The organism is Ensifer sp. NM-2 (genome assembly GCF_003024455.1).
GTDB classification, from domain to species: Bacteria; Pseudomonadota; Alphaproteobacteria; order Rhizobiales; family Rhizobiaceae; genus Ensifer; species Ensifer canadensis.
The window spans coordinates 37,775-53,313 of record NZ_PVZR01000005.1 but is presented as its reverse complement, the minus strand read 5'-3'; the positions used below and the strand labels follow the sequence as shown (position 1 = coordinate 53,313).

Here is a 15,539-nt window from a genome sequence, read left to right as displayed (position 1 = left end):
ACGCCACGCGATATGGAAGATCGTTTGGGAAACCGCCGGCGTCGGGTGTCCGACACCGGCCCCCCTGCTACAAAGAATTACTTCTCCGAAGCGGCTTGCTCGATGAGCTTTGCGACTTCGCCGGGATGAGAGATCATGACGACATGTGACCCACCTTTAACGACAACTGTTTTCCTGGAGTTTGCGCGATCGGCCATCCACTGCAGCGCATGTGGCGGAATATTCCTATCGGCATCTCCGTGGATGAACCAGGATGGTATTACCTTCCATGCCGCTTTCGGAGCGGGCTCAGCCAATGCCGCATCGGTGATAGGCCGCTGGGTCGCAGCCATGAGCTTCGCCTCCGCCAACGGAACGTCGGCTGCAAATTGCGCCGGGAATTTCCGTTGATCAATATAAAGGTCCTTGCCCTCCCCGTCGGCGAGCGTGACCGCCTCACCCAGAGCCGAGGCGAGTGTGCTGCCCGGGAATTTACCCGAGAGGTCCGCCGCCGATTCCCCGATTTCCGGAGCGAATGCGGCCACGAAAACCAGTGCTTGAACGTTTTCCATGCCGGCGGCGGCATCACTGATTACAGAGCCGCCGTAGGAATGCCCGACAAGGACAATTGGCGCCTTGATGTCCTTCACGGCTCGCCGGACATAATCCCCGTCGCGCTTGACGCCACGGAGCGGGTTGGCCACCGCTAGGACCGGATATCCATGCTTTTCCAAATGCGAAATGACCTGGTTCCAGCTCGACGAATCGGCGAACGCCCCGTGAACCAGGACGATCGTCGGTTTGTTCGATTGTGTGAAGCCCGGCATTGCCGACGTGGTGTAGAGCGCCACCGCCAAAGCCAGTTTTGCGATCTTGTGCATTCCCTTGTCCTTCTAATTTTGCCGGAGGATGTGTTTTCGCCGCTCGAGTTGCCCACATTCTAATGCGGCGGTGGCCATCAGGCGCATTCCCTGAGGCTAGGCGTGATTTGGGTTGGTTTTTCCGGATGCTTCAACCCAAACCTAGGTATGGGCGCCCCCCGCTGACGGCAGGTGTGGACAGAGCAACAGCGCGCGCGGGAGGGGCGAACGCTGTCCAGGGACCGCACATTCATCCGGAAATGACCCGTCCAGTCACCAGCGTTGCTCGACCGGGCTGCTTAGGAAGACGCGCCTTCCACAACCCCTGATTGGCAAGAGGCGCCGACCCGCATTCGATGGAATTCGGCACCACGGCTTCAAACCTGAAGCCTTTGAAGTGAAGCCGAGCGGCACCGATCAATGACTGCTTACCACTTTGTGCGGAGGCGGTCGGTTGCCGAGAAGGGTTCAGCAACCGACCTCGGTGTCATCAGGTGAGCGACATTCCACCATCCACGTGCAGTTCGATGCCGTTCACAAACGTTCCAGTGGCCGCCAGGAATAGGGCTGCACGCGCCAGTTCCTCAGGACGCCCCAGCCTGCCCGCTGGGATAAGCTCCGACATCTGTTGCTCGAACGCGGGACGTTCAGCCTCACCTATGCCAAGTTTGCCAAGAATCTCCGTCTCGACTGGGCCAGGGCTCAGGATGTTCACCCGGATCTTGCGATCCTTGAATTCAAGCGCCCAATTGCGTGCGAAGGCCGCAAGCGCGGCCTTCGATCCCGCGTATACTGTGTGCTGCGGCAGGATTTTCGTCGCTGCGAGCGAGCTCGTGACGATGATGTTTCCGCCTTCGCGGATGAGAGGAGCCAACGTCTGGACTCCAAAGAAGACGCCACGCGTATTGGTGGCGAAATGGCGGTCATATTCTTCTTCCGTCACCATGGAAGAAGGCAGGAGGTTTATCACGCCGGCATTTGCCATATAAATGTCGATTGCGCCGAACTGGTCGCGAACTCTTGCGGCGAGGCGCCGGTGATCGGCGATGTCGGCAGCATCGCCACAAAAACCGGTGGCACCGTTGCCGATCTCATCGACAGCCGCGTCCACAACGTTTTGCCGCCTGCCGGTAATCACGACTTTGGCCCCTTCACTGGCGAACAGCCGAGCGGTTTCCTTGCCGATACCACTGTTACCGCCGGTGATGATGGCTACCTTGTCTTGAAGCATTTTCATTTTTTGATCTCCGTGTTTGCGTGCCAGAGATAGATCTTGTCTGGGCCCGCGATTAGCGGCCCCCTGGGAACAAGATGTGTTCCCGGCAACGGGTAATGCGCATTGTCTGGCAGGTGCGCGCATCCCCGGCGCCTGTCGGCTCGTGGCAACAGCGCCGGTCAAAGCACTGAGCCTCGCCATCTCGGTGTCGACGTTGTCGCCCACAAGCGAGCCGGCGGTCGTCGTTGGTTGCTCTCATCCGCCGCGGCACCGCATTCAGGTCGCGCGGCTGCTGACCCGGAAGAGACGATGCCATGGGCGTTCTGGAGCGCATATTCGTTTGTTCGGGCATTCAGGTTCGCGGAATGGACGCTCTGCTCGCAAAGCTGACCTGGAGTAGCGCTTGCCGCGAACCGATACGAAAGCCCAATGGCTGTCATGAGCGTTGCACGGACGCACTGAAGGGCAATTGCCGCCGAAAAGGAAAGCTTCCTCTAAGCATCGCGTATGACGCTTCCGTTGCAAGGCCGGATTGGGTTGGGTTAGGGCCAACCGTCATATATAGCGCGATTGCGAGCCGATTAGTCTGCTCGCAATCGCAAGGCGCACGCCGGCACATAGGCTGGCGTCGCACCTGGCAGCGTTCGATTGGGTTCAAACGCGGTGGTCATTTCTGTAAGCGTCAGCTCAGCAACTGTCAGTAATCCCAGAAAATCGGCACCCAACGGAAGGCGTCCCCGTCAACCGCCACGCGGCCAACGGACGGGAACGGCAGGTGCGTGGCCACCAGCTGTTCGCCGGTCTCCGCCAACTCCGTCAACAGACGGACCCGGACGCGGGCCGCCTCCTCGGGGTCGTGTTCGAAACCGTTGTGCCAGTCCGGATGGTCGAACCCGACCGCGAACACAGCATCGCCGGCGAACGTCAGTCGGTCGCCGCCAGACGCCAGGCGGACTACGCTGTGCCCGGGGGTGTGGCCACCGGTGCGAATGGCAACCACCCCCGGCGCCACCTCATGTTGCTCGTCGAACAGCCGCAGCTGTTTACGGTACTCATTCGCGAACTTTTTCGCAGCCGCTCGAAGCGCGTCCGGGAACCCCGGCGGCATGGAGACCTGGGTGAAGTCGGGCGATTCCCAGAATTTGACCTCGGCAGCGGCCACGTGGATGCGCAGGTCCGGACGTAGCCGGTCTTTCACCCCGTCGACGAGCAACCCGCCAACGTGGTCCATGTGCATGTGGGTGAGTACCACGTCGGTAACGGATGCAAGATCGATGCCGGCCGCCTCCAACCGTTTGACCAGTTGGCCGGCCCGTGGGAGGTTCAAGTCGGGGTCCAAGCCCAACCCAGCGTCGATGAGTATGGTTTGACTGCCGCTGCGTACTACGACCACATTCAGTGACCAGTCGAAAGCGTCCTGCGGAAGAAACATGTCGTCCAGCCAGGCCGCCCGCACCGCCGGGTCAGCGTTGTGTCCCAACATCTTGGTTGGAAGCGGCAGCACCCCATCGCTGACCACCAGCACTTCAATCTCGCCGATCCGCAGCGCATAGCGCGATGGAACCAGCTCTTCGGGAACCGGCCTGCCGGTATTAACGGTGTTGTCCAAGCTCATTTTTGTCTCCTTTGACCAATCGTACGGAGTGCGGCTTCTGCCTGCGACATGGTGCACTCCTGTTTTGAGTGACCGAGACGGGTCGATCACGAGCCACGACATCGACGCTATGTTGAAGCGTGTTGGCGGTCGAGCCAAACCAATGGATAGGGTAGCCGTGCTCTCAATGGGCGTCGGCGAGGCATGGCTATATCCCCCGCACTCTCAAACATACATGTCAAAACAGCGGGTTAGCACTTGAGTGGCGGCGGTTTGCAGCTGCAGGCGACAAGCCGCAGAAACGACAGTTGCAACGCCATTTCCTGCTTCCATCCCGCGGCAACACATGGCGCGCCAGCGGCACCAGCTCGCTCTTAAGAAACGGAAGCGTTCTGGAGGTCTGCGGGCTTGAAGCCTAGAAGCGTGCCGAGCGCCGAGCGTCTCTCGACGAGATCCGCCAGCGTATACTTGTCGAAAACCGCCACAAAGGCCGCAGTGGCTTCCGAAAGAACGATCGGCAAGGTGCAGGCCGGTGCGATACGACAGCCTTCGCAATCGATTAGGTCCGTCAAGCCCTCGGTGTGGCGAAGCAGAGCTCCCAGATTGATTTCGTTTGCAGGGCGGGCAAGCCTTATGCCCCCGTTGCGGCCGCGCACGGACACCAGGAAGTGTGCGTTTGCAAGGTCCTGAACCACCTTCATCATGTGGTTTTGTGAGACCGAGAATGTATCCGATATTTCGCGGATCGAGCTAAGCCCCGATGACCGTGAGCCCAGATAGATCATCAATCGCATGGCGTAGTCGGTGTATTTCGTGAGCTTCATCGGGGGTCTGCGTCAAAAAGTCCAATCCAAAAACATGCATTTCGTTAGCATCTTTTCTCTCGAGCGAATAGATGCATTTCAGATACATCTTTAAGGCAAAAGCGATGAGTACCGACGCGATAACCGAAGCAGACATCCGGATGGTCGTGGAACGCTTTTACGGAGAAGTTCGGGTTGATCAGCTCCTCAACGAAGCATTCACCGCCATAACCGAATGGGACGATCATCTCGAACGCATGACGGCGTTCTGGAGTTCGATGATGCTGTCGACAGGGCGTTACAAGGGAAGCCCAGTTGCAATGCATCTGATCCACCTGAAACACATTCGGCCGGAAATGTTCGAGCGCTGGTTGGCACTTTGGGAGAAGGTCACGTCAGACGCACTCAAGCCCGAAGTAGCGACAGAGATCCAGCGAAGGGCCGCTAGAATAGCCGCGCGTTTGTCGGCTGCCTTGTTTGGAGCAGAGCGCCCAGATTGTAAGACCTTGGCCCCCCAGATCTCCTGCCGACCGTATAGAAGCACGCCGGTCTTCAACGAGGCCACAATCCCCGGACCACTGCTGAAATGCCATCAGCTTCGATCCGGGACCTGGGTCAAGCTCAGCGTGATCGAGGGCAGTCTGATCTATCACCGTGATACGCAGCCGGCGATCAACGCAGGCGCTGACGCCACAATCATTATCCCGCCGGACGTTGCTCATCATCTGCAGATCGTGGGCCCGGTAAAATGCCAGCTGCACTTCTACGATCACCAGCCCAGCCCCCTGTGACACATCGTACCGAAAGGAAAGACCATGCCGAAACCCCTCTCATCCCAGACAGTCCAAATTGTAAAGGCGAGCGTCCCGGCGCTCGCCGCGCACGGCACGAACATTACAAAAAGCATGTATGCCCGCATGTTCCGAGACGATCATATTCGGGAGCTGTTCAATCACGCCAACCAGGGTGAAGGTGGCTCGCAAGTCAACGCGCTCGCCGCGGCCATTCTGGCCTATGCGCAGAACATCGATAACCTTGGCGTGCTCGGCCCTGTGGTTGAGCGCATTGCTCACAAGCATATTGGCTATCATATCCTGCCGGACCACTACCCCTATGTCGCAAAGGCACTGCTTGCCGCCATCGAGGACGTGCTCGGAAGCGCGGCAACACCTGAACTCCTGGATGCCTGGGGCGAGGCCTACTGGTTCCTGGCGGATGTTCTTCAGGAACGCGAGGCTGAAATACGCGATGAGCTTGTGAAGAAATCCGGCGGCTGGAACGGCTGGAGAGATTTCGTCATCACCTCAAAAGTTCGCGAAAGTGAGGTTGTCACATCATTCGTCTTGGAGCCCAAGGACGGCGGTCGCATCTTGAGGCACAAACCCGGCCAATACCTCACATTGCGCTTCAAGCTTCAGAGTGGCCTGGAGATCAAGCGGAACTATTCAATCTCCAGCGGCCCGAGCGACAGTTCCTACCGGATTTCTGTCAAGCGGGAAGCGGATGGACAAGGTGGATCGCGCCATCTTCACGATACGGCGACGGTCGGTACGGTCTTGAGCGTCACGCCTCCGGCGGGTGACTTCTATCTTCCGGAAATCCCTCGGGCACCGGTCGTCTTGTTGTCGGGCGGCGTCGGGCTGACACCCATGGTCAGCATTCTGGAGACAATCGTCGAAGAGCATCCGAACCTCGAAGCTCACTTCGTCCACGGCGCGTTGAACAGCACTACTCACGCCATGGATCAGCATGTCCGCAAGCTCGCCAACGCTCACGGCAACATCAAAATCAGCAGTTTCTATAGTGATCCCCGCAGCGAAGATGCGGCCGGCTTGTCTCACGACTTTGATGGCTTCATCACGGCGGAATGGCTTCGGGAGAACACACCTGTTCACGAGGCCGAATACTACCTCTGTGGACCCAAACCGTTCCTTCGTGCCCTCGTCCCGGCTCTTGTCAGGGAAGGCGTTTCAAGCGAGCGGGTGCACTACGAGTTCTTCGGGCCATCGGACGAACTTCTTGCCGCCTGAGCGGCCGAAGGTAATCTCTCAGAAAAGTGCCTCATGGTACTCCTTCTGATAGCTTTTCCACGATGGAGTGGCTCTCGTTAGAGCCGGCGCCAGAGCCTGCTGCGGCCATTGCCGCGGCTGGCAGCGTGAAAATGAACCTCGCGCCGCGGGGTTCATTTTGCTCCGCCCATAGCTTTCCGCCATGGGCTTCCACGATGGAGCGACAGATAGCCAAACCCATGCCCATCCCTCTTTCCTTTGTCGTGAAAAACGGGTCGAATATCCGCTCCGGAAACTCAATACCTCCACCTCGATCAATAACCTCGGTGAAGACCTCATCGTCCTTGCGATAGACCCGAATTTCAAGCAGCCTGTCATCCGGCGCCGACACCATTGCATCCAAGCCGTTTTGAACAAGGTTCATCAGGACCTGCTGGATCTGCACGCGATCGAATGCCACCAGTTGCTGGCTGCTCTCGATCTCAACCTGAACGCGGATACGCTGCCTGGAGGCTTCAGCCGCCACAAGATCGGCCACCTCGTCAATGATGCCCTCCAGCGAGGTAGCGTCGCGAACATCCATGGAATGCTGGAAAAGGGCGCGGATCCGTCGCACGACCTCCGCGGCTGAATTCGCGCTGCGAATGATGCGCTCGGCCGATTTTCTTGCTCGCTCCACGTTTGGTGGGTCCGCGTCAAGCCAGCGCACGCAAGCATCCGTCGAGTTGACGATGGCCGAGAGCGGCTGGCTGACTTCGTGTGCGATGGACGCTGACAACTCGGCCAGACTGGCCGCCTGGGCCGCGCGTGCCAGTCCCTCTTGTGCCATGCGCAGATTCTCTTGGGCCTTAACCTCCCCGTCTATATCCAGGTAGATGACATTCCATTGGATGATCGCGCCCGAGGCATCGCGCATTGGAGCTGCTCGGGTCTCTACCCAACGGTATTCACCGTCGAACCGGCGAAGACGATGTCGGCGCGCGTAAGGTTCGCCCGATGCGAGGCAACGCGCATATTGCTGCTTGACGCCCTCGACGTCATCGGGATGAACCCCGGCATCCAGTGTCCCCTCAAGCCGGGATTTTCCGGAACCATCAAGCGCCTGCAATTCGTAGCCGAGGAACTCTCTCAGGCCTTGCCCGCGGAATATTGGCTCCCCATCGGGGGCGGCGCAGTCGATCATGAGCGGCAGGGTTTCTACCAATTGCCAGAGAAAGCGCTCCCTCTCCCTCAAGGCTGCCTCGGCCTGCACCTGGTCGTCGATATCCAGAAGCACACCGTACCATTGCAGAATGGAGCCGTCCTCATCGCGGAAAGGCTCCGAACGGCCCTCCACCCATCGGTACGTCCCGTCAGCGCGTCGCATTCGGTACCGCATAACGAACGCCTGACCGGTGCGCCGACACTTGGCCAAATGATCACGGACAGCCACCAGATCGTCGGGATGGACCTGTTGCCGACGCGCGACCTCCCCTCTTGGCTCATCCGGGGAATCGAAGTCCTCGAGATCAAAGCCAATGAAATCCCTTAGCCTCTTGTTGACGTAGGTTGGATCTCCCTCGGTGTTCGAACACCAGATCTGCGCAGGTACCGCATCGACCAGGCGCCGAAGCTGCCGCTCACTGTCGCGCATTGCCTCCTGTGCGCGCACCTCGTCGTCGATATCGAGCGAGATGACGAGCCATTGCACGATCTTTCCGTCGTCATCGCGCAACGCCTCCGCACGCCCATCAACCCAACGATAAGCTCCATCCGCCCGCCGCATGCGATACTTCATGGAATATGGCTCGCCGGTCACCAGCGAGTTTCTGACGGCATCAAACAGGCGCGTTGCGTCCTCGGGATGCACGAGAGAGTGAATCGCCGCGCTCAGACGACTTATGCCCGGCCGGTCCAGTTGATTTACGTCACTCAAACCAAAGAAATCGAGTAGTCGGCGGTTAAAGAAAATCGGCTGACCCTCTGGGGTCAGTCGCCTGATCTGCACGGGCACAAGGTCGACCAACTGCGAAAGTTCACGTTCGCGTTCCCGCAAAGTCTCAACACTCCGACGCAATGTGACAAGTGCCAGTTGGTGCTGCCTAGAGATCGCTGCCACGACCAACGCAGAAAACGCAGAGATGCCCAGAAACAGCTGCAGCATGATTTGTTTGTGTTGTTGAGATTCGGCGTCGCCCGCAAACTGGCTTGTGCCGGAAATCGTGAAGGCCGCAGTGATGAGCGCGAGGAAAGACAGGGCGAGAACTGTACCCTTGAATTCGAAACGGACCGCGACCCAGAGAAGCGGCGGCATGATGATGTATGCGTAGGGCAGAAAGCCGCTCAAGGAAAGAGCGGCGATTCCAAGAAACACCAGCGCCAGAGCGCAGACCTCGGTCCAGCGCGCCGCGAGAAATTCACTCTTTCCACGCCAATTCTGGAACACCACAAGAGCCAGGGGTGCGATGATGGCAACCCCGGTGGCATCGCCGATCCACCATAGCGGCCAAGCTGTGGCAAAGGCTTGGATGTCAAACCAAGCAAGCGTCGCGCTACCTACCGTTGCACTCAAGATTGGTGCGACACTGGCACCCAGTACAAGCAGCGCCAGTACCTCGCGCAAAGTCTCTAGCCGAACCGGTTCGCCGCAAAATCGCTTTAAAAGCCATGCGCCGAACGCAGCTTCGCAAGCGTTTCCAACGTAGATCAGGGTCGCGACGGTAATGGAATTGTGAAACCAGGCGAGATTTCCAAGAAGTTCGCCTGCGAGCCCCACCAGTATCCACCAGGGCCAACTGCGTTGCGAGGCAAGGACAAGGGTCGCAAGGAACAAGCCGCTCGGCGGCCAGATTGATATTCCTGTCCCAGGAATGATTGCAAGAAGGTGGGCAAACCCGCTGCCCGCAACGTAGGCCGCGACAAACAGCCCCGCGTGGAGCGCTTGGGGGCGATGTGATCGGACGCTCATCAAGACCTGTTCCTGTCGAAGTCGAACCGGATTATGCATTCAACGGCATCAACGCTGCGGTGCGAGCGCGTTTTGGCATACCCCGGCGATCCCCTGCTTGGCCGCGGCATCGGTCTTCTTTCCCGAGCCGGTCCGCTCAACACCTATCGGGCATATCTACACGGAAGCCAATGATAAAAAGCCGGCTGCAGGCACGACAGGTCTTCTTCGCCTGGGCCCAGGCGCGTTTCTTCCGGAAGACTTGCTCCGCATCGGCGCAGACTGGACGACACCGCAAAGCCTCCGGCGGGCTATGAGAAAGCGGCGATCGCTGCGGATATCGAGAAGCTCGTGAAAGTGCTCAAACTCGGCCCGCCCATCAATCTGGCCGGCCACGGCATGGGCGCATACGCCTACGCGGCTCAGTATCGCGAGGAAGTGACGACGCTGACGATCCTCGACGTACCTCTGCCCGGCATAGAGCGATGGAGCGCGCTGTTAGAGAGGACTCGCTGCCCTCTAGCTTTCGAACGCGTTGATCTCGCGATGACGAGCAAATTCGCAATCGACGCGTTTTGACAGGTCGCCCTTTGTAATCGGAGCGACGCCGCCGGCACGCAGAATGGGGGAGAAGGCCGTCCGCAAGGGGCGGCTGGGACGGCCTTCTGGCGGACAACGTCCGCTTTGCGGCGCGGAGGGGAACGCCGCCGCAGGCCTCGTCCGGCAACACGCTTGAGATGTTGCCGAAGCCGAGTGCACCTTGATTATGCTGGCGGTCGTCCAGGAATGAAACCTATACCGACGTTTCACGCTTGACGATGCTGACTACTTCTCCTTGATCGTGGCTCCGGGGAAGTGTCCCTGTAGACGCAGGTATAGTTACCTTATTTCCAAAGATTGGATACGCAGAGTGACCGGACAGCCGACTGCCAAGCGGCCCGATCATTTCCAGATCACTGATCGGTCACGCCTTGTTGTGGCATGACGCAAAGCCAATTTGAGACATGCATGCACTGCCAAGACACCATCGCCTCGAACGGGAGGCCCGTTGAATGCGCGAAGAGGACAAAGCGCTTTCACCGGAGCAGCATTGCTATGAGGACGGTGACCGCCACTCTCGTATTCAACCAGACGGAACGTTCGCAGGCTTGGCTCCGGCTGCCGGCGTCGGACGAGAACGTTTCAAAATGCTTCAGTCGCTCTCTTGGATAGCCCTGCATCGCGCATCGATCCAGGAAGGCTATCCCAGGCGCGGATAAGTTCACTCAGGGACGCGACTTCCATCTTGCGCATGACGTTGCCCCGATGAAGCTTCACCGTCACTTCGCTGATGCCGAGGTCAAAAGCGATCTGCTTGTTAAGCCGTCCATGCGCCACCTCCTGCAAGACTTCGCGCTCTCGTGGCGTCAGTGTCTCGTGCCGCTCCATGTTGCGTTTGACGAGCATCGTCTCCATCCGCCGCGCCGAATCCAAGTCGATCGCGGTCGTGATTGCATCCAGCAGTGTCTGGTCTCGTACCGGCTTTATCAGGAAATCGACGGCGCCAGCCTTCATCGCCTGCACGGTCATCGGAATATCCCCGTGTCCCGTGAGGAAAATCACCGGTTTCGGGTTTCCAGTTTGCGTCAGGTGACGCTGCAAATCGAGACCGCTCGCTCCCGGCATGCGAACATCCAGGATCAGGCAGCCGGGGCTATGCAGCGTGTCGGAAGCGAGCAATTCTCGGGTCGAGGCGAAGCAGGCTGATTGGAACCCCGCTGATGCAATCAACTCGGACAGTGCCTCACGGACAGAGGCGTCATCATCGACAATGATGACGAGCGGCTGTTCGCCGTCACTCCGGTGCCACGAACCTGCCTTTCGCTGTAGTGACTGGTCAGATTTCATCATTACCCTCCATTTCTGGATCACGCAGGGCGTTGGCGAGCGTAGCAAGCAGAACCTGCGCGTCGAACGGTTTTCGGAAGCAACCACCAATGTCCTGGCCGCTATGCTGTTCGGCAAGCTCGTGACGTCCGGTTATCAGGAAGACGGGCAGATCGGGACGCACTTTCCTCACGAAATCTCGTAGTTCAAACCCGTCCATACCGGGCATGCCAATATCCGTGATAACTGCATCCACGCCAGACAGACCGCTGGCAAGAAACGAGCCTGCCGATGAGAAGCTGCGAGCCAGATAGCCAGCGGACTCCAAAAGATCCTCCAGCGACTCCAGTAGTCTCAGATCATCATCGACAATTGCCACCACCCGCCGATGCTTGGTCATTCTAGGCTTCCCCACCCTGCGAGAGTGCGTGATCGGTATTTCCAGGCGTTCTGCGATACGCACGAGGTCGGCAAGCGAGGCCGCCTCCATCTTCTGCATCACATTGCGTCGGTGAATCTGCAGCGTCACTTCACTGATGCCGAGCGCGGCGGCCGCCTGCTTGTTGAGAAGACCGCTCACCACCAGAGGCAGAACCTCGCGTTCGCGCGGCGTCAGGTCAAGATAGCGACGCTTCAATTTCCCTGACTCGGCACGCTCTGCCCTCTTTTCCTTATCCAGTGCAATTGCCGCGTTTATGGCGTTCATCAGATCCGCGTCGGTAAACGGCTTGGTCAGGAAGTCTACCGCGCCGTCCTTTATCGCGCGCACGGAGGATCGGATATCACCGTGGCCGGTTATGAACACAATCGGTGGATGCTCCCCTTCAGCAATCTCACTTTGGAGGTCGAGACCGTTGATGTCGGGCAGTTCGATATCGAGGATCAGACAAGCGGGTGCATCCGGCTTTTCAAAGTTGACATAGTCCCCGGCGGATCCGAACGCCATCGCGCGAATGCCGTGCGAGGCCAGGAGCTCGCAGAGCGCCTCACGAATTCGGCTGTCGTCATCGACAATGAACACAATATGCTCGTCTCTCATCATACCGAAGCATCCACTTTGATCGGCAGCGTAAACGCAAACGTGGCACCCTCAGACTCGTTGTTCTGCGCCCACAACCGCCCTCCGTGCGACTCGATGATCGAACGACAAATTGCCAGGCCCATGCCCATTCCGTTCACTTTCGTGGTAAAGAAGGCTTCAAAGATCCGTTCCGGATACTCGACGCCCGTGCCGTGGTCGCTGACTTCGGTTTGAATCATCCCCGCGACGCGACGTGTGCGCACCTTCACCACCCGATCGGTCGCAACTTCGTCCATCGCGTCCATTCCGTTGCGGATAAGGTTCACCAGAACCTGCTGAATATGCACCCGATCCAGAGCGATCTGTGGAAGGTCGAGCGCGATATCAACGTCGACGCGAACACGACGTCGTAATGCCTCCTCTGCAATGAGATTGATTGCTTCACCAATTACGCTTGCCAGGTTGGTATTGCTCCTCGCTTCGACGGGATGTTTGAACAGTGCGCGGATCCGACTGACGACGTCCGCGGCGGAGTTTGCGTCACGGATGATGCGCTCGGCGGTGATCTTGGCCCGCTCCAGATTCGCAGGCTTGGCCGATAACCAGCGATGGCAAGCGTTGGAATTGGCAACGATTGCGGCCAGCGGCTGATTGACCTCATGCGCGATCGACGCCGACAGTTCGGCAAGGCTTGCCGCCTGGGCAGCGCGAGAGAGCCGTTCTTGCGCTAGCCGCAACTCTTCCTGCACCTGAACCTCGCCATGAATGTCCAGGCAAATGACGTTCCACTGAATGATCCTGTCCTCCGAGTCCCGCATCGCGGCGGCTCTTGTTTCAACCCATCGGTATTCACCATCATAGCGCCGCAGGCGATGCTTGCGCGCGTAGGGCTCGCCGGTTGCAAGAGAATGCGCATATTTCTCCTTCACGCCGGCAACGTCATCGGGGTGCACTCCGGCATCAAGCGTACCGTTCAATCGGGACTTTCCAACGCCGTCCAATTCCTCCAGGTTGTATCCGAGAAACTCTCGGAGCTGCTGGCTGCGATAGACTGGTTCACCATTCGGCATGGCGCAGTCGATCATCGCCGGAAGGGTTTCCACCAGCTGCCACAGCGACCGCTCCCGTTCACGTAGCGCCTCCTCGATCCGCAACTGATCGTCGATGTCATGCGACAGGCCGTACCATTGCAGGATATCTCCATTCTCATCGCGCAGCGGTTCAGCGTTGCTCTCGACCCAACGGTAGACGCCGTCCGCCCGGCGCAGGCGAAACCTCTTGGTGAAGTTCCCGCCGGTTGCGACAGATAATTTAAGCGCTTCCTCGAGGCCGGTCGCATCGTCGGGGTGGACCGCTGCCTTCAGAGTTGTTGCCAGCCGGTCAATGTCTGGCTGCCGTGTATCCGCGGCATTCAAACCAAGAAAAGCCATCATGCGTTTGTTGAAAAAGGTCGGTTCGCCTTGTCGGTTCAATCGCCAAAGCAGGCTTGGGACCATATCGACCAGTTGCGAAAGTTCTCGCTCCCGATCGCGAAGGGCCTCCTGCGCTCGCATCTCGTCATCGATGTCGATCGAGATCGCGTACCAATGCGCGATCGCTCCATTTGGATCGACCAGGGGCTCTGCGCGGCCGTCGACCCAACGATAGGCGCCATCGGCTCGGCGCAAGCGATACTTCATGGAATAAGGCTCACCTGTTACCACTGAATGGCGGACGGCTTTCAGAAGGCGCACGGCATCGTCAGGGTGAACGAGCTTTTCCATCGCGCGGGCCAATCGGCTCTCGCCTTGCCTTTCCAGCTGCGCAAGATCGGTCCAGCCAAAGAAATCGAGCAGGCGCTTGTTGAAGAAGGTCGGTTCGCCCTCGGGTGTAAGACGCCTGATCTGCACCGGTACCATGTCAACAAGCTGCGAAAGCTCGCGCTCCCGGCCGCGCAACGCCTCAACGGTTTTCTTGTAGACATCGATGTCGAGCGCTATGCCGAACCACCCGACGACACGGCCCTGTTTGTCGCGCGCGGGCCGTGCGGCGGTTCTGGCCCAGACATAGCTTCCACTGACACGACGAAAGCGAAACTCGACATTGAAGTCGTCGCCAGTTTCCAGACAACGACGCCATCTCGCCGCGACGTGATCATAGTCATCGGGATGTAACAGTTGCTTCCAGGCGGTATCGCCCTGATCCAGCGAGGTGTTCAGCTGCTCCGGCGTCACACCCAGCGAGCTTTGGGCGAAAGGATGCAGGTAGATCCAACGTCCGGCGGCATCGAATGCCCACCCGTTGCCGAATATGCTCTCGACGGCCCTGGCCGACCGCATCGGCTCGATATCATCCACCGCCGACAGGTCGGAAACCGCCGCTATATGCGGCTCTCTTTCCGTTACCAGATCGTCGATGTCGATGCTGACACTGTATCCTGGCTCTGCGCGGGTCTCCGTCCATCGATACTTGCCGTTTGTCTGGAGTTGGCGGTGCCTGGTGACCTGGGGAACGCCCGTCCAGAAGGCGCGGGCGGCCGCATGAGCGGCCGTCGTCCGGTCGGCTGGATGAATACGGCTCAACGAATGCGGCTGTTCTTGCGTGACCTTCCTCTCCAAAGCCGCGGTTGCGACATCGCCAAACCGCTCGCTGGCAACGGAGGTATCTCCATCAATGAACGTGCCGTACCAACCGAGCACACGGCCTTGACCATCGCGCAAGGGCTGGGCCGAACTCCTGCTCCATCCGTAAGCACCACTTTCACGCAACAAGCGATGCTCGACGTTGAAATGCTCACCCGTTTCAAGGCACCTGCTCCATTGAGAAGTAACGAGCCCGTAATCGTCCGGGTGAATCATGCGCCTCCAACCAAGCAAGCCACCATCTGCCGGCGAACTGAACTCTTCGAGCGTAATCGCCAGGTGCGACAGAACCGCAGCGCTCACGTAAATGATCTTGCCGGACGCATCGGCGGCCCAAGCGTTGCCGACCACGCTCTCGATGAACCGCACAGCTTGCAATACATCGGGCGCGATTTTGCCAGGTTGGTTGAACGCCTTCGTCATTGCCTTCTCCTGCCGGACGAGGAAAGCCTTTGTCAGCGCTCTGCATAGCACTTGTCTTGAGATCAGGACCGGGTGAACTCGTCACTTATCCTATTCCCGCTGCGCCTCGTGTGCACCCTATGGAAATCTATGACAACCGGGTGGTGCAATCTAACCTGTACTTCAGGATAGCTTGGTCTGGATCGTTGCGACGGGGTGGGAGCCGCCGGACAACGAGTTGA

At 58.8% G+C, this 15,539-nt stretch carries 11 protein-coding genes and 1 pseudogene; 3 read left to right on the top strand and 9 right to left on the bottom strand.

Annotated elements, in window-relative coordinates; all coding sequences use genetic code 11:
• Positions 1 to 77 precede the first annotated feature (77 nt).
• The 4 genes from C6558_RS11815 to C6558_RS11800 form a co-directional block, all read right to left on the bottom strand.
• Positions 78 to 806 carry an alpha/beta fold hydrolase gene (locus C6558_RS11815; protein ID WP_244494742.1) on the bottom strand — a complete coding sequence of 243 codons (729 nt, stop codon included), beginning with the start codon at positions 804 to 806 and terminating at the stop codon, positions 78 to 80.
• A 523-nt stretch (positions 807 to 1,329) separates the two neighbouring features.
• Positions 1,330 to 2,076: an SDR family oxidoreductase gene (locus C6558_RS11810; protein ID WP_057209130.1), complete on the bottom strand. Its 747-nt coding sequence runs from the start codon at positions 2,074 to 2,076 to the stop codon at positions 1,330 to 1,332.
• Positions 2,077 to 2,752: 676 nt separating this feature from the next.
• Positions 2,753 to 3,670 (bottom strand): MBL fold metallo-hydrolase, encoded by a 918-nt coding sequence (locus C6558_RS11805; RefSeq protein WP_057209133.1) that lies wholly within the window; start codon positions 3,668 to 3,670, stop codon positions 2,753 to 2,755.
• Positions 3,671 to 4,023: 353 nt separating this feature from the next.
• On the bottom strand, positions 4,024 to 4,473 hold the full coding sequence (locus C6558_RS11800; RefSeq protein WP_057209136.1) for an Rrf2 family transcriptional regulator: 450 nt from the start codon (positions 4,471 to 4,473) through the stop codon (positions 4,024 to 4,026).
• A gap of 71 nt (positions 4,474 to 4,544) precedes the next feature.
• Between C6558_RS11800 and C6558_RS11795 the strand changes: the two genes are divergently transcribed.
• Both C6558_RS11795 and hmpA read left to right on the top strand, forming a co-directional pair.
• Entirely contained in the window at positions 4,545 to 5,243 is a 699-nt protein-coding gene (locus tag C6558_RS11795; protein WP_057218634.1) for a DUF1971 domain-containing protein, read from the top strand.
• Positions 5,244 to 5,267: 24 nt separating this feature from the next.
• Positions 5,268 to 6,482 carry an NO-inducible flavohemoprotein gene (gene hmpA, locus C6558_RS11790; RefSeq protein WP_057209141.1) on the top strand — a complete coding sequence of 405 codons (1,215 nt, stop codon included), beginning with the start codon at positions 5,268 to 5,270 and terminating at the stop codon, positions 6,480 to 6,482.
• Positions 6,483 to 6,513: 31 nt separating this feature from the next.
• On the opposite strand, the gene C6558_RS11785 is transcribed toward hmpA, so the two are convergent.
• Positions 6,514 to 9,411, bottom strand: coding sequence for an MASE1 domain-containing protein (locus C6558_RS11785; RefSeq protein WP_107027280.1), 2,898 nt, complete (start codon positions 9,409 to 9,411; stop codon positions 6,514 to 6,516).
• Positions 9,412 to 9,738: 327 nt separating this feature from the next.
• Here C6558_RS11785 and C6558_RS11780 point away from each other — a divergent pair, with 327 nt between their 5' ends.
• Positions 9,739 to 9,966 carry a hypothetical protein gene (locus C6558_RS11780; RefSeq protein WP_057209144.1) on the top strand — a complete coding sequence of 76 codons (228 nt, stop codon included), beginning with the start codon at positions 9,739 to 9,741 and terminating at the stop codon, positions 9,964 to 9,966.
• Positions 9,967 to 10,569: 603 nt separating this feature from the next.
• On the opposite strand, the gene C6558_RS11775 is transcribed toward C6558_RS11780, so the two are convergent.
• The 4 genes and pseudogenes from C6558_RS11775 to C6558_RS11765 all read right to left on the bottom strand — a co-directional run bounded on the left by C6558_RS11775 (position 10,570) and on the right by C6558_RS11765 (position 15,318).
• On the bottom strand, positions 10,570 to 11,274 hold the full coding sequence (locus C6558_RS11775) for a response regulator transcription factor (RefSeq protein ID WP_057209147.1): 705 nt from the start codon (positions 11,272 to 11,274) through the stop codon (positions 10,570 to 10,572).
• Positions 11,264 to 11,686 carry a response regulator gene (locus tag C6558_RS40655; protein WP_371412266.1) on the bottom strand — a complete coding sequence of 141 codons (423 nt, stop codon included), beginning with the start codon at positions 11,684 to 11,686 and terminating at the stop codon, positions 11,264 to 11,266. The genes C6558_RS11775 and C6558_RS40655 overlap by 11 nt, the downstream gene beginning before the upstream one ends.
• Positions 11,663 to 12,295: pseudogene (locus C6558_RS40650) on the bottom strand (response regulator transcription factor); the annotation flags it as partial. The pseudogene C6558_RS40650 and the gene C6558_RS40655, both read right to left, overlap by 24 nt.
• Positions 12,292 to 15,318, bottom strand: a complete 3,027-nt coding sequence (locus C6558_RS11765) for a PAS domain-containing protein (protein ID WP_057209151.1) — start codon at positions 15,316 to 15,318, stop codon at positions 12,292 to 12,294. The gene C6558_RS11765 and the pseudogene C6558_RS40650, both read right to left, overlap by 4 nt.
• Positions 15,319 to 15,539: the final 221 nt, after the last annotated feature.

Excerpts from the sequence above, each read along its gene's own strand:
- C6558_RS11815 (WP_244494742.1), bottom strand. The coding sequence starts at position 806 with ATGCCGGGCTTCACACAATCGAACAAACCGACGATCGTCCTGGTTCAC.
- C6558_RS11810 (WP_057209130.1), bottom strand. The coding sequence starts at position 2,076 with ATGAAAATGCTTCAAGACAAGGTAGCCATCATCACCGGCGGTAACAGT.
- C6558_RS11805 (WP_057209133.1), bottom strand. The coding sequence starts at position 3,670 with ATGAGCTTGGACAACACCGTTAATACCGGCAGGCCGGTTCCCGAAGAG.
- C6558_RS11800 (WP_057209136.1), bottom strand. The coding sequence starts at position 4,473 with ATGAAGCTCACGAAATACACCGACTACGCCATGCGATTGATGATCTAT.
- C6558_RS11795 (WP_057218634.1), top strand. The coding sequence starts at position 4,545 with ATGCATTTCAGATACATCTTTAAGGCAAAAGCGATGAGTACCGACGCG.
- hmpA (WP_057209141.1), top strand. The coding sequence starts at position 5,268 with ATGCCGAAACCCCTCTCATCCCAGACAGTCCAAATTGTAAAGGCGAGC.
- C6558_RS11775 (WP_057209147.1), bottom strand. The coding sequence starts at position 11,274 with ATGAAATCTGACCAGTCACTACAGCGAAAGGCAGGTTCGTGGCACCGG.
- C6558_RS11765 (WP_057209151.1), bottom strand. The coding sequence starts at position 15,318 with ATGACGAAGGCGTTCAACCAACCTGGCAAAATCGCGCCCGATGTATTG.